General features: G+C 69.4%; 20 protein-coding genes. 8 read left to right on the top strand and 12 right to left on the bottom strand.

What is annotated here, in order from left to right; translation table 11 throughout:
• Nucleotides 1-237 precede the first annotated feature (237 nt).
• A complete protein-coding gene (lysX, locus tag ACN8HC_RS16830; RefSeq protein WP_490075997.1) occupies nt 238-3675 on the top strand; it encodes a bifunctional lysylphosphatidylglycerol synthetase/lysine--tRNA ligase LysX in 3438 nt (1145 codons plus the stop codon).
• Here lysX and ACN8HC_RS16825 read toward each other — a convergent pair.
• On the bottom strand, nt 3668-4165 hold the full coding sequence (locus ACN8HC_RS16825; protein ID WP_490075996.1) for a phosphoribosyltransferase: 498 nt from the start codon (nt 4163-4165) through the stop codon (nt 3668-3670). The genes lysX and ACN8HC_RS16825 overlap by 8 nt on opposite strands.
• A 77-nt stretch (nt 4166-4242) precedes the next feature.
• On the opposite strand from ACN8HC_RS16825, the gene ACN8HC_RS16820 reads away from it, so the two are divergent.
• Nucleotides 4243-5169, top strand: a complete 927-nt coding sequence (locus ACN8HC_RS16820; RefSeq protein WP_490075995.1) for an amidohydrolase family protein — start codon at nt 4243-4245, stop codon at nt 5167-5169.
• Here ACN8HC_RS16820 and ACN8HC_RS16815 read toward each other — a convergent pair.
• The gene (locus ACN8HC_RS16815; protein ID WP_490075994.1) at nt 5126-7105 is read right to left on the bottom strand and encodes a thioredoxin domain-containing protein; all 1980 of its coding nucleotides are present in this window, start codon (nt 7103-7105) and stop codon (nt 5126-5128) included. The two genes, ACN8HC_RS16820 and ACN8HC_RS16815, sit on opposite strands and share 44 nt — an antisense overlap.
• 19 nt (nt 7106-7124) lie before the next feature.
• Nucleotides 7125-7841 carry a transporter substrate-binding domain-containing protein gene (locus ACN8HC_RS16810; protein ID WP_490075993.1) on the bottom strand — a complete coding sequence of 239 codons (717 nt, stop codon included), beginning with the start codon at nt 7839-7841 and terminating at the stop codon, nt 7125-7127.
• A gap of 87 nt (nt 7842-7928) precedes the next feature.
• Between ACN8HC_RS16810 and ACN8HC_RS16805 the strand changes: the two genes are divergently transcribed.
• Entirely contained in the window at nt 7929-8546 is a 618-nt protein-coding gene (locus tag ACN8HC_RS16805) for a ClpP family protease (RefSeq protein ID WP_490075992.1), read from the top strand.
• Nucleotides 8543-9133: a ClpP family protease gene (locus ACN8HC_RS16800; RefSeq protein ID WP_490075991.1), complete on the top strand. Its 591-nt coding sequence runs from the start codon at nt 8543-8545 to the stop codon at nt 9131-9133. Before ACN8HC_RS16805 ends, ACN8HC_RS16800 begins: the two co-directional genes overlap by 4 nt.
• Before the next feature lie 2 nt (nt 9134-9135).
• On the opposite strand, the gene ACN8HC_RS16795 is transcribed toward ACN8HC_RS16800, so the two are convergent.
• Entirely contained in the window at nt 9136-9492 is a 357-nt protein-coding gene (locus ACN8HC_RS16795; protein WP_490075990.1) for a helix-turn-helix domain-containing protein, read from the bottom strand.
• Nucleotides 9493-9538: 46 nt separating this feature from the next.
• On the bottom strand, nt 9539-10774 hold the full coding sequence (locus tag ACN8HC_RS16790) for an MFS transporter (RefSeq protein WP_490075989.1): 1236 nt from the start codon (nt 10772-10774) through the stop codon (nt 9539-9541).
• Nucleotides 10775-10849: 75 nt separating this feature from the next.
• Here ACN8HC_RS16790 and ACN8HC_RS16785 point away from each other — a divergent pair, with 75 nt between their 5' ends.
• Nucleotides 10850-11938, top strand: a complete 1089-nt coding sequence (locus ACN8HC_RS16785) for a LacI family DNA-binding transcriptional regulator (RefSeq protein ID WP_490075988.1) — start codon at nt 10850-10852, stop codon at nt 11936-11938.
• Here the strand turns inward: ACN8HC_RS16785 and ACN8HC_RS16780 are convergent.
• The 4 genes from ACN8HC_RS16780 to ACN8HC_RS16765 are packed head-to-tail and all read right to left on the bottom strand — an operon-like array spanning nt 11931 to nt 17693.
• Nucleotides 11931-12089, bottom strand: a complete 159-nt coding sequence (locus ACN8HC_RS16780; protein ID WP_490075987.1) for a hypothetical protein — start codon at nt 12087-12089, stop codon at nt 11931-11933. The genes ACN8HC_RS16785 and ACN8HC_RS16780 overlap by 8 nt on opposite strands.
• On the bottom strand, nt 12086-15499 hold the full coding sequence (locus tag ACN8HC_RS16775; RefSeq protein ID WP_490075986.1) for an error-prone DNA polymerase: 3414 nt from the start codon (nt 15497-15499) through the stop codon (nt 12086-12088). The genes ACN8HC_RS16780 and ACN8HC_RS16775 overlap by 4 nt, the downstream gene beginning before the upstream one ends.
• Entirely contained in the window at nt 15499-17088 is a 1590-nt protein-coding gene (locus ACN8HC_RS16770) for a DNA polymerase Y family protein (protein WP_490075985.1), read from the bottom strand. The genes ACN8HC_RS16775 and ACN8HC_RS16770 overlap by 1 nt, the downstream gene beginning before the upstream one ends.
• Nucleotides 17085-17693: a hypothetical protein gene (locus ACN8HC_RS16765; RefSeq protein ID WP_490075984.1), complete on the bottom strand. Its 609-nt coding sequence runs from the start codon at nt 17691-17693 to the stop codon at nt 17085-17087. The genes ACN8HC_RS16770 and ACN8HC_RS16765 overlap by 4 nt, the downstream gene beginning before the upstream one ends.
• A 114-nt stretch (nt 17694-17807) precedes the next feature.
• On the opposite strand from ACN8HC_RS16765, the gene ACN8HC_RS16760 reads away from it, so the two are divergent.
• On the top strand, nt 17808-18605 hold the full coding sequence (locus ACN8HC_RS16760; RefSeq protein WP_490075983.1) for an alpha/beta fold hydrolase: 798 nt from the start codon (nt 17808-17810) through the stop codon (nt 18603-18605).
• An 18-nt stretch (nt 18606-18623) separates the two neighbouring features.
• Here the strand turns inward: ACN8HC_RS16760 and ACN8HC_RS16755 are convergent, their stop codons facing one another.
• Together ACN8HC_RS16755 and ACN8HC_RS16750 are read right to left on the bottom strand one after the other, a co-directional pair.
• Entirely contained in the window at nt 18624-19142 is a 519-nt protein-coding gene (locus tag ACN8HC_RS16755; protein ID WP_490075982.1) for a ferritin, read from the bottom strand.
• A 69-nt stretch (nt 19143-19211) separates the two neighbouring features.
• Nucleotides 19212-19505 (bottom strand): GNAT family N-acetyltransferase, encoded by a 294-nt coding sequence (locus ACN8HC_RS16750; RefSeq protein WP_490075981.1) that lies wholly within the window; start codon nt 19503-19505, stop codon nt 19212-19214.
• A 119-nt stretch (nt 19506-19624) separates the two neighbouring features.
• Between ACN8HC_RS16750 and ACN8HC_RS16745 the strand changes: the two genes are divergently transcribed.
• Nucleotides 19625-19984, top strand: coding sequence for a hypothetical protein (locus tag ACN8HC_RS16745; RefSeq protein ID WP_490075980.1), 360 nt, complete (start codon nt 19625-19627; stop codon nt 19982-19984).
• The gene (locus ACN8HC_RS16740; RefSeq protein ID WP_490075979.1) at nt 19959-20585 is read left to right on the top strand and encodes a prenyltransferase/squalene oxidase repeat-containing protein; all 627 of its coding nucleotides are present in this window, start codon (nt 19959-19961) and stop codon (nt 20583-20585) included. The genes ACN8HC_RS16745 and ACN8HC_RS16740 overlap by 26 nt, the downstream gene beginning before the upstream one ends.
• A gap of 23 nt (nt 20586-20608) precedes the next feature.
• Here the strand turns inward: ACN8HC_RS16740 and msrA are convergent, their stop codons facing one another.
• The gene (gene msrA, locus ACN8HC_RS16735; protein ID WP_490075978.1) at nt 20609-21313 is read right to left on the bottom strand and encodes a peptide-methionine (S)-S-oxide reductase MsrA; all 705 of its coding nucleotides are present in this window, start codon (nt 21311-21313) and stop codon (nt 20609-20611) included.
• Between the last annotated feature and the right edge of the window lie 39 nt (nt 21314-21352).

Here is a 21352-nt window from a genome sequence, read left to right as displayed (position 1 = left end):
GCGCCGATGGTACTGCACTCGGTAGGGTGTGGGAGAGTAGGACACCGCCGAACATCATTTATGAAGTGGCCCCGCCTGATTCAGGCGGGGCCATTTTCATGCCCGGGGACGACTGTGCCGGTTCGGGAATTTCTCGGGTAATTGTGAGCGGCCGATAAAGCTGCACTCAGCGTTCTCGCGCGTGCGCTGGCTAGGATCACAGTGTTTTGACAAGCACGACATGGCGAAGGGGGCCAGGTGAGCGGCAGCAGAGTGTGGACGCCCAAGGTGCTGCGCGGCTCGTTCAATCCCTATGGCGGTCCGGCGCAACGTCATCGCGGGGGAACTCCCTGGCGTGAGCAGGTCGCTCGCTGGGTCGGGCGCGCCTTCATGTTCGCCGCTGCCTGGTCGCTGATCAGTGTGCCGCTGCACGGCAACATCGTCGTCGACATCGTCAACGACGCCCTCGGACTGCTCAACGTCCCCGCCGAGCCGAGCTTGTTCATCGTCTGCCTGCTCTTCGTGCTCGCCGGCGCGATCCGCCGAAGGCTGCGTTTCGCACACGCGGTCGTCGTTCTGCTGATGGCACTGAGCGTCATCAGCAGCGCACTGTTGCTGATCGGCGCCGTCTTCCGGCAGGACATCTTCCAGGACTCCCGGCTCAGCGGCTTCGACCGGGACTACCACACGTTCGTCACCAGCGTGCCGGCCGCGACCTTCGCCTTCGCCGTCGGGTGCATCGTGCTCGTCGCCGTGGCCGCCAGCCGGCGAGCGTTCCCGGCACGGCTTGCCCCGGGAAGTCGCGTGGCGGCATTCGTGGTGTTGGTCGCCGGACTCGCGGTGTCATTCGTGGTCACCGCCGTCGTCACCATGGCGGCCCCGCAAACGTTGCACGGCACGCGTGAGATCATCCGGTTTGCGTTGCGATCGACCTTCGGGCTCACGTCGGACACCGCGACGCCCGGCCTCGACGGACATCTCGGCCACACCTGGATCTACGGTCTGGCCGGCATCATGTCCACCATCGCGCTCCTGCTCGCCAGCCTGGTCTTCGTCCGGTCCGGCCGCGGTCGGCAGTTCCAGACTGCGGACGAGGAGCTCGCCATACGGCGGCTGTTGCTCCGGTATGGCGAGAACGACTCGCTCGGCTACTTCGCCACCCGACGCGACAAGAGCGTCGTCTTCTCCGCCGACGGCCAGGCAGCGATCACCTACCGCAACGAGGGCAGTGTCAGCGTCGCGAGTGCCGACCCGATCGGCCGACCCAGCTCCTGGCAGCCGGCGATCCATGCCTGGCTCGAGCAGTGCCGCCAGCACGGGCTGTATCCCGCGGTGCTGGCCAGCTCCGAACGAGCCACCCACGAATACGTCGAGGCGGGTCTGAAGGCCTTCGCGCTCGGCGACGAGGCGATCATCGACGTCGAGTCCTTCTCGCTGCGTGGTCGCTCGATGCGGCCGGTGCGCCAGGCCGCGACCCGGCTCACGCGCGCCGGCTACACCACGCGGGTGCGGCGACACGCCGAGCTGACCGCGAGCGAACTGGACCGGATCGCTGAACTTGCCGAGGAATGGCGGGGTGAGGAGGCCGAGCGCGGGTTCTCGATGGCGCTCAACCGGCTGGGCGACCCCGCCGACGGTCGGTGCGTGATCATCACTGCGCAGGACGCGACCGGTCGGATCCGTGGGTTCCTGTCGTTCGTGCCGTGGGGGGTGCGCGGTGTGTCGCTGGACCTGATGCGCCGTGACCGCGACGCGGAGAACGGGCTCAACGAATACCTCGTCTCCCAGCTGATCGAGGCGGCGCCCGAGCACGGCATACGACGGATCTCGCTCAATTTCGCGGTGTTCCGGGAGATCTTCAGCAGCGCCGACCAGGTCGGTGCCGGTCCGATCACCCGGCTGAACGACGCTGCCCTGTCCTTCGCGTCGCGGTTCTTCCAGCTCGAGACGCTCTACCGGTCCAACGACAAGTACAAGCCGACCTGGGTACCGCGGCTGCTGTGCTACGACCCCGCACTCACCGTGCCGCGAGCCGGGCTCGCGATGGGCATCGCCGAAGGCTTCGTCCCGATGGTGGGTCCCCGCGTCCTCACCGGGCCGCGGCCGTCGGACGTGCAGGCCCCTCGGCCGGAGCCGTGGTTCGTCGAGCGGGTGCGCGAGCAGGAGGAAGCCCTCTTGCTGCCCGCGCCGCCATCGGTCCGGCTCTCCGAGCAGCAGTCGGTCCGGCGCGGGAAGCTGGAGACCCTCGACGAGGCCGGGGTCGACGCCTACCCGGTCGCCGTCGCCCGCACCGACCGGGTGTGGGACATCCTCGCGGCATACGACTGCCTGCCGGCGGACCAGGTCACCGACCAGATCGTCTCGGTCGCCGGGAGGGTCCGTGCGATCCGCGACCTCGGCGGAGTGTGTTTCGCCGTGCTGGAGGACGACGACCACCGGATCCAGGTGATGGTCACCGCGGCCGGCTCACCGCGGGCCGCCCGCGAGCTGTGGCGCCACACGGTGGACCTCGGCGACCTGGTGAGCGTGACCGGGCCGGTCGCGACCTCGCGCAACGGACAGCTGTCGGTCTTGCTGACCAGCTGGGAGATGGCCGCCAAGTGTCTGCGACCGGTGCCGGGTCTGCACACGCGCTTGCGCGACGACCTCCGGGCGCGCAACCGCTCACTCGAGCTCATCATGGATCCCGCGGCCCGGCGACTCCTCGTCCAACGCTCGGTGGCGATCCGCGAGATCCGCGCGGTACTGACGGAGCAGGACTACCTCGAGGTCGAGACGCCCATGCTGCAACCCGTCCATGGCGGCGCGGCCGCCCGGCCGTTCAAGACCCGCATCAACGCCTACAACATGGAGCTCTACCTGCGCATCGCGCCGGAGCTCTACCTCAAGCGGCTCGCGGTCGGTGGCATGCAGCGGATCTTCGAGATCAACCGCAACTTCCGGAACGAGGGCGCGGACGCCACGCACAACCCGGAGTTCACCTCCCTCGAGGCGTATGCCGCCTACTGCGACTACAACACCATGCGCGAGCTGACCCGCGAGACACTGTTGCGGGTGGCGACCAGCATCCACGGCCGCCCGATCGCGTTGCGTCCCAACCAGAGCGGCGATCTCGAGGAGATCGATCTCACGCCGCCGTGGCCGGTCATCACGGTGCACGACGCAGTCTCCAAGGCCGTCGGGACCTCCGTCACGACCGGCACGCCGCGCGACGAACTCGCCGCGCTGTGTCACGCGCACGGCGTCGCCGTGCGGACCGAGCATGCCGCCGGGCATCTCGTGATGGAGCTGTACGAAGCACTCGTGGAGAAGCAGACGACCTATCCGACGTTCTACTGTGACTTCCCGGTGGAGGTGTCGCCCCTCGCGCGCCGGCACCGGACCGATCCGCTGCTCACCGAGCAATGGGACCTGGTGGCGTTCGGTGCGGAGATCGGCACGGCATACAGCGAATTGACCGACCCCGTCGACCAACGGCAGCGCTTCACCCAGCAATCCATCGCCGCCGCGGCCGGCGACGTCGAAGCCATGCAACTGGACGAGGCGTTCCTCACCGCGCTGGAATACGCGATGCCGCCCACCGGGGGGCTCGGCCTCGGCGTGGACCGCACGGTGATGATGCTCACCGGGCAGAGCATCAAGGCGACCCTCGCCTTTCCGTTCGTGCGCCCGCAGGGTGCAGCGCCGCTCAGTTGATCTCCGGCAGGCTCGACCAAGGGAAGTCGATCCACTGATCCGTGCGCTTCCAGACGTATTCGCACTTCACGACCGAGCGGGACTTCTCGTAGATCACCGCGCAGCGGGTCTCCTTGACGTGCCCCTCGCAGAACTTGCGGACCAGGTCGAGCGTGCCACCGGTGTCGGCGACGTCGTCGATGACGAGCACGGTCGCGCCCGAGAGGTCGACCGGCTGCGGCACCGGAGGCAGCATGACGGGCATCGGCAGGCGCTCGTCGACGCCGGTGTAGAACTCGACGTTGAGGACATGGACGTTCTTCATGCCGAGGGCGTAGCTGATCGCGCCGGCGGGGATCAGGCCGCCACGGGCGATCGAGATGATCAGGTCGGGGCGATAGCCGTCGTCGAAGACTGCTTGCGCCAGCTCCCGGCTTGCGGCGCCGAAGGTGTCCCAGGTGAGCACTTCCCGCGGTGGCGATGACTGTTCCGCGGCCGGTTGTTGTGTCATGGGGGCCATTCAACTCCAGGGCGACGACGGCCGGGTCGTTAGGCTGCCCTCGTGACCGGTCGTGCGAACGTGCTCCCGTGACCACGCCTGGGCCCGCGACCGACGGCGACATCCCGGATTACCTGGCGTCGCTGGGTCTTCCCGGCCTGGCGGACGTTCATGTTCACTTCCTGCCGGAGCCGATGCTGCGCAAGGTCTGGGCCTACTTCGACGGTGCAGAGGAGCACTACGGGACAGCGTGGCCGATCACCTACCGGTTCGACGAGGCGACCCGGCTGGCCGTGCTGCGGGGCTTCGGGGTGCGGGCGATCCCAGCACTGACCTATCCGCACAAGCCCGGTATGGCGCGCTGGCTCAACGCCTGGTGTCGCGACTTCGCCGCACGGGTGCCGGACGGTGTGCACTGCGCGACGCTGTTTCCGGAGCCGGACGTGGCGGACTACGTCGCCGAGGCGTTGGCGGCGGGCGCGCGGTTGTTCAAGATGCACGTGCAGGTGGGGCGGTATGCGCCGGACGACGGACTGCTGGACCCGGCGTGGGAGCTGTTGGCGGAGGCGCGTGTGCCTGTCGTCATACATGCCGGGTCCGCGCCCATTGCCGGAGAGTTCACCGGGTCACAGCGCATTGCGCGTGTGCTGAGCCGGCACCCGGAGCTGACCCTGGTGGTCGCGCACGCGGGCATGCCCGAATATCACGAGTTCGCGGACCTCGTCGAGCGCTACGGCAACGTGCACGTGGACACCACCATGGTCGCGACCGACTTCACCGACCGGTTCGCGCCGTTGCCAGACGGGTATGCCGGCCGGCTTCGCGAGCTGCCGGATCGCGTCGTGCTCGGCTCCGACTACCCGAACATCCCCTATCCCTACGCGCACCAGATCGCAGCGTTGGCCAAGCTGGACCTCGGTGCCGACTGGATGCGGAAAGTGCTGTGGCACAACGGTGCTCGTTTGCTGGGTCTCAGCGATGCCGCAAGTCGGCCACCAGTGCGTCACGATCGGTGACCGGAGCCGCGCAGACGAAGCCGTGACAGACGTATGCCGCGGCGTGGCCGTCGACGAGCGGGCGGTCGGCGAGCAACGGGCTCTGCGTCGAGTCGGGCGCGCCCCGCACGATGACCGGTCCGGCCCCGGGCGTTTCCCAGGCGGCCCGCGCCAGTCCGCGGGCGGCCCGGTCGTCGCCGACGATCGCGACCTGCGTGGGGCCGGCCAGTGCGGCCTCGGCGACGGCGAGCGCCCAGCCAGCGAATCTCGGTGCCTGGGTGGCGATTTCGCCCATTGCCGCGAGGGCGGATTCGGCGCGCTCCCGGGTCGGCGTCTCTCCGGTGAGCGCACTGAGCGTGAGCAGCGCGCCGGCCAGGCTCGAGGTGCCACAGGGTTCGGCGTTGTCGCCGGCCCCGCGTGGCGTGAAGAAGAGTTGCTCGCCGTCTGTGGCGGCGTCCCGGAAACCGCCCGACGGGTCGGTGAAGAGCTCGGTCGCCGTTGCGAGCACCTGCTGGGCGTCGGCGAGCCACCGGTGGTCGCCGGTTGCCTGGTGCAGCACGAGCAGCGCCTCACCGAAGTTGCCGTAGTCGTCGGCGACACCGAGCGCCGCACTCACGTGACCACCGAGCGAGGCGCGCCGGAGCCGGTCGTCGATCAGGTGGCGATCGAGGAGATATTCGGCGGATCGGACTGCGGCGTCGAGCCATTCGGGCACGCGCAGGACCATCGACGCCTCGGCGAGGGCGCTGATCGCCAGGCCGTTCCAGGAGGTGACCACCTTGCCGTCGCGTGCCGGCTGGGGCCGCCGGGCTCGCGCGGCGAGCAGCGTGGCTCTGGTGGCCGTCCACCACTCCTCGTCGTCGGGGTCGCGGGGGAGCCGCAGGGTCGACCGGCCGTGCTCGAAGGTCCCCTCGGGCGTGACGCCCAGCAACTCCGCGGTGCGGTCGCCGTCGGTGGCTCCGAGCGCGTCGCGGAGCTCTGCGGGACTCCAGACGTAGGTCGCGCCCTCGGTTCCATCGGTGTCTGCGTCCAGCGCGCTCGCGAATCCGCCTTCGCGCGTGCCGAGGTCGCGCAGGATGAATTCCGCTGTTTCGGTGGCGATCCGGGCAGTGAAGGCGGATCGGTCGGCACGCCAGAGATGCGCGTAGACCCGCAGCAACTGCGCGTTGTCGTAGAGCATCTTCTCGAAGTGCGGCACTGTCCAGGTCGCGTCCACGCTGTAGCGGGCGAACCCGCCGGCGAGCTGGTCGTAGATGCCGCCCCTGGCCATGGACTCACAGCTGTGCGCGACCATGCGGAGTGCGTCCTCGTCGCCGGCGCGGGCGTGGTGGCGCAGCAGGAACTCCAGCACCATGCTCGGGGGGAACTTCGGCGCCCCGCCGAAGCCGCCGTGCGTGGCGTCATACGACTGCCGGAGCGTGGCGACGGCGGACCTCGTCATCTGGTCGGTGATGCTGACCGGCGTGCCCCGGCCGGCTGCCGCCGCGAGCTGGGTCGCGACGTTGTCGCCGGAGGCCAGGACCTGGTCCCGTTGGTTCTCCCACGCGTGCTGCGCGGCCGAAAGCAGTTGGAGGAACTGGGCCTTCGGCAGGTAGGTGCCGGCGAAGAACGGCTTGCCGTCCGGCGTCAGCAGGCAGGTCATCGGCCAGCCGCCGTTGCCGGTCATCGCGGTGGTGGCCGTCATGTAGGCCGCATCGATGTCGGGCCGCTCCTCGCGGTCGACCTTGACCGCGACGAACGAGTCGTTGATCGCTGCCGCGACCTGCGGGTCCTCGAAGGACTCGTGCGCCATGACGTGGCACCAGTGGCAGGCGGCGTACCCGACGGACAGCAGGATCGGCAGCTGCCGGTCCGCGGCTTCGCGCAGTGCCTCAGGGCCCCACTCCTGCCAGTCGACCGGGTTGTCGGCGTGCTGCAAGAGGTAGGGGGACCGTGCGTCCCGGAGTCGGTTGGCCATGCCGTCCAGCCTGTCACCTTCAGGTACGCGGTGCAGCGAGGCCCTCCGACTTCCCGGCGCGGCGCAGCGAGTCGCGGACGAAACCCGCGGCGAGCAGTTCGTCGAGCAGGTGGTCCAGCCACGCGGTGGTCTGCCGGTGGACGTTCTTGCCGGTCGCGATCGCCTGCCGGATCTGCATGAACGGCTCGTCGATGAGGCGCAGGCCTGGGTGTTCGGCGACGTACGACGTCACCGGTTCCCGGATCCCGGCGGCGACGTCGAGCGCCTGCTCGGCGAACACCGTGGTGCCCTCGCTGCCTCTGACGATGTCGGCGTGCTCCAGCGTGCGGGTGAGGAACAGGTCGTATGCCGATCCCTCCTTGACGCCGATCCGCACGCCCGGCGCGTCGACCTCGGCGGGGGTGCGGTATGGCGAGGAGTCCGGCACGGCATACACACCGTCGATCACCACGTAGGGCTCGGTGAACGTGACGTCGCGTGCGCGGGCCGGCTCGTCGGCGAGGAACGCGATGGACGCAGATCCGGAGGTGAGCGCCGCGAACGACTTGCGCGCCGCGTCGAAACACAGGAAACGCACCTCGACGTCCAGCCGGCGTCCGATCTCGCGTGCCAGGTCCACCGTCACGCCACGCGGATCGTCGGGCGCGCCCTGGGCGAGCACCGGGTTGCCGAGGTTGATGGCTGCGACCAGGCTCCCGTCGGGGGCGAGATCGGTCAGCTGCTGCGTGATGGTCATGCTCGTGATCGTACGGTGATCGGCTCGCTTGCTGCCGACAGCAGCGAAACCTGGTGCAGTGCAGCCGCTTTCGGTGATGCTCGACGCATGACCGATGAACAGCCACGACCGCCCCATCCGTTGAGCCGGCAGATCGCCGAGCATCTCCTCGACCAGCGCGTCATCGTGCTGGACACCGCTCTCGACGACGAGATCGGCACCCGGCTGATCTCCCAGCTCTACCTCCTGTCGGCGGCGGACCCGCGCGCCGACATCAGTCTCTGGATCAACTCGCCGGGAGGATCGGTGCCGGCGATGCTCGCGATCATGGACGTCATGCGTGCCATTCCCAATGACGTGTCGACGTTGGCGCTCGGAATGGCTTGCAGCGCAGGGCAATTCCTGTTGACCGCGGGGGAGAAGGGCAAGCGGTATGCCTTGCCGCACTCCAAGATCCTGATGCATCAAGGCAGCGCCGGGTTCGGCGGGACCGCCGTCGACATCGAGTTGCAGGCGGACGACCTGCGGCATACCCGCGACACGGTGCTCGGGATCACCGCGGAGCTGACCGGTCAACCGCTCGAGCGCATCTTCGAGGACTCGCTCCGTGATCGGTGGTACACCGCCGAGCAGGCGGCCGACTACGGCTTCATCGACGAGGTCATCACCGATCTGGAGAGCATCAAACCGCGGAAAACGCCTGTCGGACTAGGAGTTTCGTCATGACGACATACACCATCCCGAATGTCGTGGCACCGTCACCGCGCGGCGACCGGATCATGGACGTCTACAGCCACCTGCTGGCCGAGCGGATCGTCTATCTCGGCACCGAGATCGACGACGGTGTGTCCAATGCGCTGATCGCGCAGATCCTGCATCTGGAGTCCACCTCGCCGGACCAGGAGATCAACCTCTACATCAACTCACCCGGCGGCTCGCTGACCGCCACGTTCGCCGTGTATGACGCCATGCAGTTCGTCCGCTCACCCGTCGCGACGACCTGTGTGGGGCAAGCGTGTTCGACGGCGGCGATCCTGCTGGCGGCCGGTGCACCGGGCAGACGCAGCGTCCTGCCGCACTCGCGAGTGCTGCTGCACCAACCGTCCGGGAGCGGCCGTGGCGCCATACCTGACATCATCCTGGCCGCCGACGAGGTGATCCGGTTGCGCTCCGAGGCCGAGGAGGTGCTGGCGCGGCATACCGGCCGCACCGTCGAGGCCTTGCGCAAGGACACCGATCGGGACCGGATCTTCACCCCGCAGGCCGCGGTCGACTACGGGCTCGCGGATGAGGTGATGGCCTACCGGACGTGACTTCAGGCGGCGAGCGCGACCGGGCCGCGCAGGCTCACCGGTGCCGGCGTGCTCGTGCTGCTGCGCAGTTCGAGCACGGCCGGAGCGGTGGCCCGCCGTAACTCGCGGACTGTGAGTTCGGTGAGGTCGGCCAGCGTGCAGTCCAGCGCTCCTGCGATGGCTGCGACGATCTCCGAGGACGGGTCCTTGCGGCCGCGCTCGACCTCGGAGAGGTATTGCGCCGAGATGCCGGCTCGCTCGGCGGTGGTGGTGATCGTCAACCGGCGGTGCAACCGGATGCGGCGGAGTTGTCCGCCGAGCACGTCCCGCCACAGCGGCTCGACCGTCGGACGCTGTCGGAGCTGTCGCACGTCACCCATGAGCCCGACGGTAGCTCCGGTCACGTGTGAACTCCACGGTTTCTGCTCAGGGCAGAACGTCAGCCGGCGGCGCGGGTTCCCGCACCACGGGCACCAGAGCGAGCGCGACCGTCGCGGCGGCGCCGACCGCGAGCAGGGCGTGCAGCACGCCGACGTGCTCACCGAGCAGCCCGAGGAACGGCGGTCCGGCGAGGAAGGCACTGTAGGCGATCGTGCTGATCGCCGAGATGCGCGCATTGGCCATGACCGGGTCGTCAGCCGCCGCGCTCATGCCGACGGGGAAGCCGAGCGAGACCCCCGCGCCCCAGACGAGGATGCCGGCATACGCCAGGGGAGTGGGCCCGAGGACGACGATCAGGCAGCCGATGATCGCGAGGCCGAAGCACGCGCGCAGCACCGGGACGCGCCCGAACCGGTCGAGAAGGGTCGTGCCGACGAGACGCCCTGCCGTCATACAGGCCAGGAAGAGGGCGAACGCGAGCACGCCGGCCCATGTGGGCACGTGGTGGCCTTCGACGAAGGCGAGCGAGAGCCAATCGTTCGCGGTGCCCTCGGTGAATGCCGCGACGAGCGTCACGACGCCGATGAGGAGCACGCGGGGGTCGAGCCAGACGCTGAAGTGTGAAACGGGCGCAACGTCAACGCAGTCCACGGATTTCTCGTCGAGCCGAGGGAGGGAGTTGAAGGCGCGCGCCGCCCACATTCCCGCGCCGGCGATGAGGCACATCATCACGCCGACGTGCAACCAGACCGGAACACGCGCCGCGGTGGCGGCGGCACCGATCAGCGCGGCCAGCACGGTGCCGGCACTGAACATCGCGTGGAAGCGCGGCATGATCGAGCGGCCGAGGTGCCGCTCGGTGATCGCGCCCTCGAGGTTCATCGAGACGTCCCACAGGCCGATGCCCCAGCCGGCGACGAGGAGGCACGGCACGGCGACCCAGTGCAGGTGGGCGGCGATGGCTGCGCCGGTGCCGAGGTATGCCGCCGTCGTGATCAGTGCCGCGAGCCGCACCGCGACGCGTGAGCCGAGGCGGCCGGTGATCCAGCCGGACATCGGCAGCCCGATCACGCTGCCGATGGATCCGGAGATCAGGAAGAGGCCGAGACCGGCGGCGGACAGCGCCAGCAGCGATTTCACGTCCGGGAGGCGGGACGCGAAGGTGGCGAAGGCCGCGCCGTTGAGCGCGAACATCACCGTGACGGCGAGCGTTGTCCGGCGGACCTCGGGGGCCGTCGCGCGGACCGCCGAAGGTGCTGCCGCGCGCTCGGTCATCGTCATGACAGTCCTTCCTGCGGTCGCGTGCGATGCTGCGTCGAATCGATTCGATCGAATCGATTCGATAGTCTGCTCCACATGACAGGGCGTGGTCAAGCCGGGAGCGGGGCGCGGGTGACGCTGCGCGATGTCGCCGAGCACGCCGGCGTCGCCGTCTCGACCGCGTCACTGGTCTTCAGCGGCAACAAGCCGGTGGCGTCCGAGACCGCGGACCGGGTGAGGGCGGCTGCCGCCGAGCTGGGGTATGGCGGGCCGGATCCGATGGCATCTTCCCTGCGCCAGGGCCGCAGCGGGGTGATCGCGGCGATCGTGGAGCGGCGCATCCTGCATGCGTTCCGCGATCCGTACGTGGTCTCGGTCTTGGACGGGCTCTCCCAGGTGGTCGGTGAGATGGGCTGCGGTTTGCTGCTGCTGCCGGACACGGCCGAGGGGCACGGCGACCGGGGACCGCAGATCTCCCGCGTCGCGGCCGACGCTGCGGTGTTCATGCTGTGCGGGGACGAGAACAACGAGCTGGCAACCCAGTTCGCGGCCCGAGGCACGCCGATCGTCGGGACCGGCGCTCCGTGCGGCGAAGGCATCGTGCAGGTCACCGCCGACGAGCGCGCGGCGTCCCGCAGTGTCGCCCAGCTGCTCCACGATCTCGGTCACCGGCGCGTCGCGCACGTGATGATGCCGCTGCGCTGGGGTGCCGGGACTGGTCGGCGCACGATCGCCGACGTGCGGGCGAGTCATTTTCCGGACACCCGGGACCGCGCGCTCGGCGTGCGTGACGTCTTCCCGGACGCGCCGCTGGTCGAGGCGGAGGAGCCGGACTTCGACGCCGGGTATGCCGCCGCGGCACTGCTGCTGGACTCCTCGCCCTGGCCGACCGCGATCGTGGCGCAGAGCGACCTGCTCGCCGCCGGCATCGTGCAGGCCGCCGTGGACCGGGGGGTGCGGGTGCCGGAGGACCTGTCGGTCACCGGGTACGACGGTGTGTCGTTGCCGTGGTTCCCGCGGACGCTCACCACCATCGACCAGCACCCGATCGACAAGGGCCGGGCCGTGGGCGAGACGGTCCGCGCGCTGCTCGCCGGTGAGGAGGTCTCGGACCTGGTGGTGCCGGTGACACTGCGGGAAGGCGACACGACCGGGCCGGCTCCGACCCGCGAGTGGCTCAGTTGATGCCGAGTGGCACACGTACTGCCGAGTGGCACAGCAGCAGGTGTGCCACTCGGCGATAGGTGTGCGGCTCGGCGCGCGGGACGTCGAGACAGAAATGGGCTGCGCCGAGCAGCGCCTCGGCAAGGAGTGGCTCCTCCTGGCGCGTTGTCACTGGAAGTCGCGGGACTTTGCCTGCACGTGAATCGTGAGGTGTTCCAGGCGATCCGCGATCAGGTTGGTGACGCCGTCCTCCGAGCGCTCGAGAATGCCGCGCACCACCATGGCCGGCGAAGCACGCGCGATGCGCCGGTAACGATGCCAAACACCCTTGGAGACAATGACATTCAGGATCCCAGTCTCGTCCTCCACGTTGACGAAGGTGATCCCGCCGGCGGTCGCGGGCCGCTGCCGGTGGGTGACCACCCCACCGACCTCCACCCGGCGACCGGTCTCGAAACCCTGCAGTTGCGACACCGGCAGCACGCCACGCGCGTCCAGATCGGCCCGGACGTGCCGGATCGGGTGGTCGCCCGGGCTGATCCCGGTCGCCTGCAGGTCGTGCATCAGCAGTTCGCCGATCGACAGCTCCGGCAGCAACGGCGGTTGGTAGGCGACCCGGACCGGGAGCTGGTCGCCACGGATCGATGCCGCCTCCGCCGATCGCCACAGGGCATCACGCCGGGACCCGGTCAGTGAGTCGAGTGCTCCGGACAGCGAAAGCGCTTCCAGTTGTTCGGTGTTGAGGTCGGCGCGTCGCGCGAGGTCGGCCAGATCGGTGAACGGGCCGTCGAGGTCGCGTGTCCGCACGATGCGCTCGGCGGCGCTCTCGCCGAGCGCGGTGATGTCCGCCAGACCGAGCCGCACCGCGAAGTGCCAGTCGCGGCGATGCTCCTGCCAATCCGGTGGTGCGGTTGCGTCGAAGTCGCCGATCTCCTCCTGCGTGTGGTCCCGCAGACATTCATCGGTGCCGCCACGCCGATCGACCGCATCGGGGGAGTCCGGCTCGAGATCGGCGTGCACGGCGGACCGCGTCAGGTCCGGCGACAACACTTCGACACCGTGCCGGCGCGCATCGCCGGTAAGTGTCTGCGGCGAGTAGAACCCCATCGGCTGTGAGCGCAGCAAACCAGCCAAAAACGCTGCGGGGTAATGCAATTTGAGCCATGAGCTGGCGTAGACCAGCACCGCGAAGCTGAGCGCGTGCGACTCCGCGAACCCGAAGTTGGCGAACGCCTCGATCTTGTTGTAGATCTCCTCCGCGGTCTCCGGCGGTATGCCGTTGCGCGCCATCCCGTCATACAGCTTGGTGCGCAGGCTGTCGATGCGCTCGACCCCGCGCTTGGAACCCATCGCCCGGCGCAACTGGTCCGCGTCGGCCGGGCTGCAGTCGCCGACCGCGATCGCCATCTGCATCAGCTGCTCCTGGAAGAGCGGCACACCGAGCGTGCGCTCGAGCACCGGCTCGACCAGCGGGTGCGGGTAGGTGACCGGCTCCTTGCCGGTGCGCCGCCGGATGTAGGGATGCACCGCGCCGCCCTGGATCGGGCCCGGCCGGATCAGCCCGATCTCCACTGCGAGGTCGTAGAAGGAGCGTGGCTTCAGCCGGGGGAGGGTGCCCATCTGTGCGCGACTCTCGACCTGGAAAACACCGATCGAGTCGGCGCGGCAGAGCATGTCGTAGACACCGGGTTCGTTGCGGGGCAGCGTCTCGATCCGCCATTCCTCGCCGGTATGGCGCTCGACCAGGTCGAACGTGTGCTGCAGGGCGGCCAGCATGCCGAGGCCGAGCAGGTCGAACTTGACCAGTCCCATCCAGGCGCAGTCGTCCTTGTCCCATTGCAGGACAGTGCGATCCGTCATCCGCGCATGCTCGATCGGGCACACCTCGCTGACCGGTCGGTCGGTGAGCACCATGCCGCCGGAGTGGATGCCGAGGTGCCGGGGAAAGCTGAGCACCTGCGTCGCCAGCTCGATCACCGGAGCCGGTATGTCGTGGTCGGCACTGGAGATCTCCGCGCCCCACCGCTCGACCTGTCGCGACCACGCATCCTGCTGGCCCTGGCTCGCCCCGAGTGCCTTGGCCATGTCGCGCACGGCGTTCTTCGGCCGGTAGGTCACGACGTTGGCGACCTGTGCGGCATTGCGGCGTCCGTAGCGTTGATAGACGTGCTGGATCACCTCCTCGCGCCGGCCGGAGTCGAAGTCGACGTCGATGTCCGGTGCCTCCTCGCGCAACTCGGACAGGAACCGCTCGAACGGCAGCTCGTAGAAGATCGGGTCGATCACGGTGATGCCGAGGACGTAACAAACCGCGGAAGCAGCCGCCGAGCCGCGCCCCTGGCACAGGATGCCGCGTGATTTCGCGAACTGCACGATCTCGTGCACGATCAGGAAATATCCCGGAAAGTCTTTCTTCGCAATGACATCGAGCTCTCGCTCGATGCGGTCGTATGCCGCGTGATCGTCCCGCGAGTAACGCTCGGCCGCACCGCGCATCGTCAGCTCGCGCAGCCAGCTCATCGGGGTGTGCCCGGCCGGCACCTCCTGCCGGGGCAGATGCGGGGACGCGGCGCGCAGGCTGAACGCCAGGTCATCGGCGATCTCGACAGTCCGCTCCACCGCACCCGGGAAGCGCCGCATCCGGTCCGCCATCTCGGCGCCGCTGCGCACATAGGCCGCGCCGTGTGCCGGCAGCCAGCTGTCCAGCTCCTCCAGGCTGCGGCGCGACCGGACCGCGGCCAGTGCCGTGGAGAGCGGGTATTGCTCCGGGTCGGCGTAGTGCACCGCATTGGTGGCGACCGTGAGCGCGCCCGCGGCTCGCGCGACCTCGGCGAGCCGGTCGCAGGTTGCGCTGTCGGCCGGATCGCCGTGGTCGGTCAGCTCGACGAAGACGTTGTCCTTGCCGAAAAGTTCTTGCAGGGACTGCAACTCGGCGACTGCGGCGCCGTGGCCGTGTCGGGCGAGTGCCCTCGGCACGCTGCCCTTGCGGCATCCGGTGAGGACCACCCAGTGCCCGGCCGCCTCCTGCGCGAGCGCACCCAGGTCGTAGCGCGGCATGCCCTTCTCCGCGGTGTCGGCGAGCTGGCCCTCGGTGATCGCCTTGGCCAGTCGGCGGTAGCCCTCGGTGCCACGCGCGAGCGCCAGCAGGTGGGTGCCCTCGGGGTCGGGCACGCCGTTCTGTGGTGTGCTGAGACCGAGTGATAACTCGGCACCGAAAACCGTTCGCAAGCCATAGCTTTCGGCTGCCTCGGCGAAACGCACGATGCCGTAGAGCCCGTCGTGGTCGGTGATGGCGATGCCGTGCAACCGTTGCCGCGCGGCTTCGGTGACCAGGTCCTCGGGGGCGGCGGCGCCGTCCAGGAAGCTGTAGTGCGAGTGGGCGTGCAGCTCGGCATACGGCACGACCGGCCCGGCCTCCTCGTCGAGCGCGGCCGGCCGGAAAGGCTTGCGCTTGCGGGAGAAGCCCGGCCCGTCGCCGCCGTCCGCGGGTTGTCCCCGGACGCTCCGCTCCTCCGGTCGGATGCCGCGGGAGAGCGCCTGCTCCAGCTGCGACCAGGGTATGGCGGGGTTGCTCCAGCCCATCAGTCGTACCTCGCCTCGGTGAACCAGGTGTCGCCGTCGGACAGCAGGAGCCAGGCCGTCGACTGGTTGTCGATCAGCTGAAACCGACTCAGGCGCACGCGCTTTCGCCACCAGCGTTGCAGGATCGGCCAGGGCCCGGCCCACTGCGCGATGCGCCGCGAACCCCACCCCCCGGGAAGCTGCAACCAGGCAGGTGTGCCGCTGACCGCTCCGCGTCCGTCGACGCTGACCGGCTCGCCGTCAGCGGTGAGGACCTGCACCTGGCGGGCGCTGGTGAACACCGTGGCCGGCGCGGGGCCCGGCACGGTGCCCGGCCAGGGCTGCTCGAGCCGGCGTTCGCGGAGCGTGGGCAGCGCGTCGCCCCACGGACGCAGCACGCGTCGCTCGTGCAGCAGGCGGCCGCCGGCCACGGTGCTGGTGAGGACGGCCTCGTGACCCAGCCGGTGCTGCAACGTGGTCAGGGCGTGCTCGACCTTCTCGTCCGGCCGGTCGCCCCAGAGTCCTTGCGCGTGGTGCTCGGCGTTGTCCACCGACTCCGGCAGAACCTGCACGGAGAGCACCGACGCACCCAGCGAGTCGTCGTTGACGGTGGCCGCCTCGGCGGCGAGATCCTCGAGCTGCCACCGGATCCGGTCGAGCACCTCGACCTTGCCGAACTGCCACGGGTGCCGCCACACCCGCTCGAAAAGGGTGTCCGGCTCCAACTGGATGGTGACCCGGATCTCCGTGCAGATCAGCCCGAACCGGGTGAGCAACTGTGCGAAACCTTCGGCGGCCGGCTCGCACCGCAGCACGATCCGGTCGATCTCGGCGGCGGCCGGGTCGAAGGTGACGTGCATGCCCAGCTCCGGAGGTATGACGCGGGGGGTGAGGACCGGCGCGTCCTCCCCGGAGGCGAGCTGGTGCGCGCGCAGCCCGGCTGCTCCGAACCGCGCGTGCACCTGTCCGCGGGGCAGCTTCGCCAGATCGCCGAGAGTGCGGATCCCCATGCGCTGCAGCAGGTTTTCCAGTTTTTTGTCGCAGGCGACGGCGACCGGAAGGCTCGCCAGGAACTCGGCGGAGCCGCCCGCGGGGATGATCGTGAGCGGGTCGGTCTCGGCGCTGGTGCACGCTGCCTGCTCGGCGGCGAAGAGCCCGTCCGCCACAGCGACCCGCAGGTCGACCGGCAACCGCAACTCGTGCTCGGTGAAGCGGTGCAGATGGCTCAGCAGGGCGTGCGCGGCCGCCGGCTCGCTGCCGTAGAAGCGGCGGGCGCCCTGCGCGCGCACCGCGGCCAGGCCGGGACGGACGACATGGACGTCCGGGATCTTCTCCTCGACGGCCCGCAGCACCGGCTCGAAGGCACGTGCCTCCGCCACCACGTCGTGCGGCAGCACGATGAGGTCCGGGCAGCGGTGCTGTGCCTGGCGGACGCGGAGGCCGACGGTGACTCCCTCGAGTCGGGCGGCGGCCGAGCAGGCCACCACGATGCCGCGGTCGGTGAGCGCGAGGGCCTGGTCGGCGGCGATGCCCTGCACGAGACGCGCCGCCAGCACCGACCAGCCGGGGCACCAGAGCATCATCACGCGGACCGGGGAAGAGCTGATCATGGCCGCACCGGCATTTCCACCTCGAGGTGGCGGGTGCGGTGGCGCTCGGTCGCCTCGAGCCGCAGGGTGGCCGCGGACAGGTGACCGTGCCCGTCATACAAGCCGTCCCAGCGCACGATCCGGCCGGTGAGCGTGGCGGTCGCACGTGGCCAGTCACCGAGCACCACCAGGGTGCTGCCGCTGGTGCGCAGCCGGGCGAGCAACCGGGAGACCTCACCGGATGTGATGTGTGCGGGCGGTGCCGCGACGACGAGGGCACAGACCTCGACCAGTGACGCGACCACCGTGGTCCAGTCGTCGGCGGAGACGCGGGGGACCAGCGCCAGCCGGTCGAGCCAGACGCCCCAGTCGACCGCCGCCTCGATGCCCAGGTCGGGAACGCCGACGACGCCGCACCAGGAGCCCGCGGTCGACGGGCCGGCGAGCAGGGCGAGTGCCGCGCTCATCGAACCGTGCAGTGCGTAGACCGCACCGGCCCGCAACCCTCCCGGGAAGAGCCCGGCCAGCGCCGGATGCACCGGGACGCTGCCTGCCGCAGGCCCCGTCTCGTGGCGCCGCAACAGCTCGTGCAACTCGGTGATGCGGGTCGCAGTCGAAACGCTCATCGATCCATGATCGAACATGCGTTCGAGAAAAGTCAACCGCGCCGGCCGACCACGCCAGACGCTATCCGTTGGGTGGTGTCAGCGGCCCCGGGGCGGACGGACATAATCGCTCGGGTGATCGGTTCTGCTGCCTGGCGTTCCTTCTCGCGGGGTCCGGCCGAGTTGGCGTATGCCGAGGCCGGAGCCGGCGATCACCCGGTCGTCCTGCTGCACGGGCTGGCCGGAACCGCGCAGGAATGGTCGGCGACGATGCGGTCGCTGAGCGACACCCACCACGTCGTCGCGCTCGAGCAGCGGGGTCACGGTCACTCCACGCGGATGCCGCGGGACGTGACCCGGGCCGCCTACGTCGGCGACGTCGTGGCGCTGATCCAGCGGCTCGGCGGCGGACCGGTCACGCTCGTCGGGCAGTCGATGGGCGGCCACACGGCGATGCTCGTAGCGGCCGAAAACCCTGACCTGGTCAGCCGATTGGTGATGGTCGAAGCAGGCGTGGGAGGGGGCGGAGATGCCGCGCTCGCGCCGGTGGAGCGCTGGCTGCGCAGCTGGCCTGCGTCCTTCGCGGACCGGGACGCGTTCGTCGACTTCTTCGGCGGCAGCGCCGGCACGGCCGAGGTGTGGGCCGACGGCCTGCAGTTCGACACCGGCGGGCTGGTGCCGTGCTGGGACACCGACGTGCTGGTCGAGGCGCTGCGTGCCGTGCTCGTGCTGCCGCGCTGGCGGGCATGGGAGTCGGTGTGCGTCCCCACCCAGCTGGTGCTGGCCGAGCACAGCGACATACCGGCCGAACAGGTGGCACGCATGTGCCGGCGACCGCAGGTCGAGCACACGACGATCGTCGGTGCCGGCCACGACCTGCACCTCGACCAGCCACAGGCGTGGCTGGAAACGCTGCGCGGCTTGGTGTCGTGACCGGCACCGGTGCGGTCGTCAGGCGGGAGTGCTCTCCGTGGTCGTCGCGGGACGCTGCGCGAGGTCCTCGTCCAGGCGCAACAGTCCAGGGCCGTCACCCGCGATCAGCTTGATCCGGCCGACGATCTCGTCGACGGTGGCCTCCTCCTCCACCTGCTCGGCGAGGAACCACAGCAACAGCGGGCGGGAGTCGAGGTCACCGGCCTTCTCCGTCGCCGCGTAGAGGTCGCGGATCGACGCGGAGACCTTCTGCTCGTGGGTGAGCGCCGACTCGAAGACCTCGAGCACGGTCTTCACCCGGGCCTTGGGCGCATTGATGGCGCCGATCAGCGGATGGTTGTCGCGCGCGCTGAGGTGATCGATGAACTTGTTGGCGTGGACGATCTCCTCGTCCGCCTGGTGGCGCAGCCACGCGGCGATGCCGGGCAGGTCCCGGTCCTCCATCTCGATCGCGAGCTGGCGGTAGACCATCGAGGACTCGAACTCCAGCGTGATCTGCGCGTTGAACTTCTTCTCAAGGGCGGCGCTCATCTTCATGCGGGCCAGCGTATGCCGGGCCCGTCGCGCCCCACCAGCACGGTGTGCCCAGCCGCCCTGTGGTGCGGCTCAGTCCGGCCGGACGAGGGACTGGTATTCGGGGTGCTTGCCGATCCAGGCCCGGATGAATGCGCAGAGCGGAACGACGGAGCGTCCGCCCTGGGATCTCACGTCGTCCAGTGCATAGCGGGCGATCGCCGAGCCCACGCCCTTGCCCTCGAACTTCGTGTCGACCTCGGTGTGCACGAAGGTGATGGTGTCGTCGGACAGTTCGTAGACCGCGAAGCCGGCGAGCACGCCGCCGATACGCGCCTCGTAACGGTGCTGGTCGGGGTTGTCGCGCACGGAGATGTCGTCACTCATGGCTCCATCTTGGACCCCTGCCTTGTGAGGGCGCATACGACCTGATCACTCCGACAGAACGCGCGGTGTCGGTGTCGGCCCTTACCGTGGTGAACACGGCGACACTGGGAGGTGCTCGGATGCGCGACGTGACGACATGGCTGCTGGAGGGCGATCCGTCGATCCGGTGGCAGGTGATGCGCGATCTCACCGACGCGCCGCCGGACGAGGTCACCGCCGAGCGAGCGCGCGTCGCCTCGTCGGGCCATGGCAAGCGTCTGCTCGACCTGCATGCCGACGGCGCGTGGGCCGGCGGGGCGTGCTTCCCGAGCAAGGACTGGCGACCGCCGGACGGCCCGGTCGGTGACCCGGAGGGTCAGCCGTGGACAGCCACGCTGCCGACCCTGCGGTTGCTGCGCGAGTTCGGTGTCAACCCAGCCGATTCCCGGATGGCCGCGGCCGTCGACGGTGTTCGTGAACGCTGCCGCTGGGCAGTATGACGGGTCGGCGTTCTTCGACGGCGAGGTCGAGCCGTGCATCAACGGCGGCACCGTCTCGATCGGTGCCTACTTCGGCCAGGACGTCGACCGCATCGTCGAGCGTCTGCTCGGTGAACAGCTCGACGACGGCGGGTGGAACTGCGAGGCCGAGAACGGCTCGACCCGTTCCTCCTTCCACACGACCATCTGCGTGCTGGAGGGCTTGCTCGACTACGAGCGCGCCGGGGGCCGCCTCGACGTGACGGGTGCGCGCCGGCGTGGTGCCGAATACCTATTGCAACGCAACCTGTTTCGGCGGTTGAGCACTGGTGAGGTGGCCGACGAGGACTGGTTGCAGTTCTCCTTCCCCACGCAGTGGCACTACGACGTGCTGCGCGGACTGGATTACTTCCGCAGTGCCGGCGGCACGCCTGACCCGCGGCTGGCCGAGGCCGTCGAACTCCTTCGCGCCAAGCGGCAGGACGACGGCACCTGGCTGCTGGAGAACACGCACCCGGGCCTGGTGCACTTCGAGCTCGAGGACGGCGACGGCAGACCGAGCCGCTGGAACACCTTGCGGGCGCTTCGTGTGCTGCGCTGGTATGACGCAGCGCCGGTCTGAATGCGGTGGCCGCGACGTAGCGGTCACTCGCGCCGCAGCACCGACTCCTGGCTGGGCAGCTGGTCCTGGGGGAGCAGACCGACGGGGCACGTCATACCGTTCGGACCGTGGTTGCAGTAGCCACCGGGATTCTTGTGCAGGTACTGCTGGTGGTAGTCCTCGGCGTAATAGAACGGTCCCGCCTCGGACGCCGGCCGGATCTCGGTGCTGATCTCGCCGAAACCGTTGTCGCGCAAGACTTTCTGAAACGCGTCACGCGTGGCGGTCGCCGCCTGCCCCTGCTCCGGCGTGGTCCAGTAGATCGCCGAGCGGTACTGCGTGCCGATGTCGTTGCCCTGCTGGTTGGCGGTCGTCGAGTCGTGGTTCTCCCAGAAGGCCTTGAGCAGGAGTTCCGGGGAGGTCTTCGCCGGGTCGTACGCGACGAGCACTGCCTCGGTGTGTCCCGTCCGGCCGGTGCACGTCTCCTCGTACGTCGGGTTGGGGGTGTAGCCACCCATGTAGCCCGCGGCCGTCGCCACAACGCCCGGCTGCTGCCAGAAGATGCGCTCGGTGCCCCAGAAACAGCCCATGGCGACATACAGGAGCTGTGTGCCGTCGGGCCAGGGTCCTCGAAGCGGTGTGCCGAGAACTTCGTGCTTCTCGGGTATGCCGGGCAACGGCGTCTGCCGGCCGGGTAGTGCTTCATCGGGGGACACCATCGTGGTCTTACGGCCGAAGAGGAAGCTCATGCCCAGCACAACGAACCCAGGGCCCGAAGCCTTCCCGGG

The sequence above is a fragment of the Flexivirga sp. YIM B11880 genome, assembly GCF_058148645.1.
This window is presented reverse-complemented; position numbering and strand designations above follow the sequence as displayed.

Coding starts and splice junctions, on each gene's coding strand:
- ACN8HC_RS16825 (WP_490075996.1), bottom strand. CDS start 4,165: ATGACACAACAACCGGCCGCGGAACAGTCATCGCCACCGCGGGAAGTG.
- ACN8HC_RS16815 (WP_490075994.1), bottom strand. CDS start 7,105: ATGGCCAACCGACTCCGGGACGCACGGTCCCCCTACCTCTTGCAGCAC.
- ACN8HC_RS16810 (WP_490075993.1), bottom strand. CDS start 7,841: ATGACCATCACGCAGCAGCTGACCGATCTCGCCCCCGACGGGAGCCTG.
- ACN8HC_RS16805 (WP_490075992.1), top strand. CDS start 7,929: ATGACCGATGAACAGCCACGACCGCCCCATCCGTTGAGCCGGCAGATC.
- ACN8HC_RS16800 (WP_490075991.1), top strand. CDS start 8,543: ATGACGACATACACCATCCCGAATGTCGTGGCACCGTCACCGCGCGGC.
- ACN8HC_RS16795 (WP_490075990.1), bottom strand. CDS start 9,492: ATGGGTGACGTGCGACAGCTCCGACAGCGTCCGACGGTCGAGCCGCTG.
- ACN8HC_RS16790 (WP_490075989.1), bottom strand. CDS start 10,774: ATGACGATGACCGAGCGCGCGGCAGCACCTTCGGCGGTCCGCGCGACG.
- ACN8HC_RS16785 (WP_490075988.1), top strand. CDS start 10,850: ATGACAGGGCGTGGTCAAGCCGGGAGCGGGGCGCGGGTGACGCTGCGC.
- ACN8HC_RS16775 (WP_490075986.1), bottom strand. CDS start 15,499: ATGGGCTGGAGCAACCCCGCCATACCCTGGTCGCAGCTGGAGCAGGCG.
- ACN8HC_RS16770 (WP_490075985.1), bottom strand. CDS start 17,088: ATGATCAGCTCTTCCCCGGTCCGCGTGATGATGCTCTGGTGCCCCGGC.
- ACN8HC_RS16765 (WP_490075984.1), bottom strand. CDS start 17,693: ATGAGCGTTTCGACTGCGACCCGCATCACCGAGTTGCACGAGCTGTTG.
- ACN8HC_RS16755 (WP_490075982.1), bottom strand. CDS start 19,142: ATGAAGATGAGCGCCGCCCTTGAGAAGAAGTTCAACGCGCAGATCACG.
- ACN8HC_RS16750 (WP_490075981.1), bottom strand. CDS start 19,505: ATGAGTGACGACATCTCCGTGCGCGACAACCCCGACCAGCACCGTTAC.
- ACN8HC_RS16745 (WP_490075980.1), top strand. CDS start 19,625: ATGCGCGACGTGACGACATGGCTGCTGGAGGGCGATCCGTCGATCCGG.
- msrA (WP_490075978.1), bottom strand. CDS start 21,313: ATGAGCTTCCTCTTCGGCCGTAAGACCACGATGGTGTCCCCCGATGAA.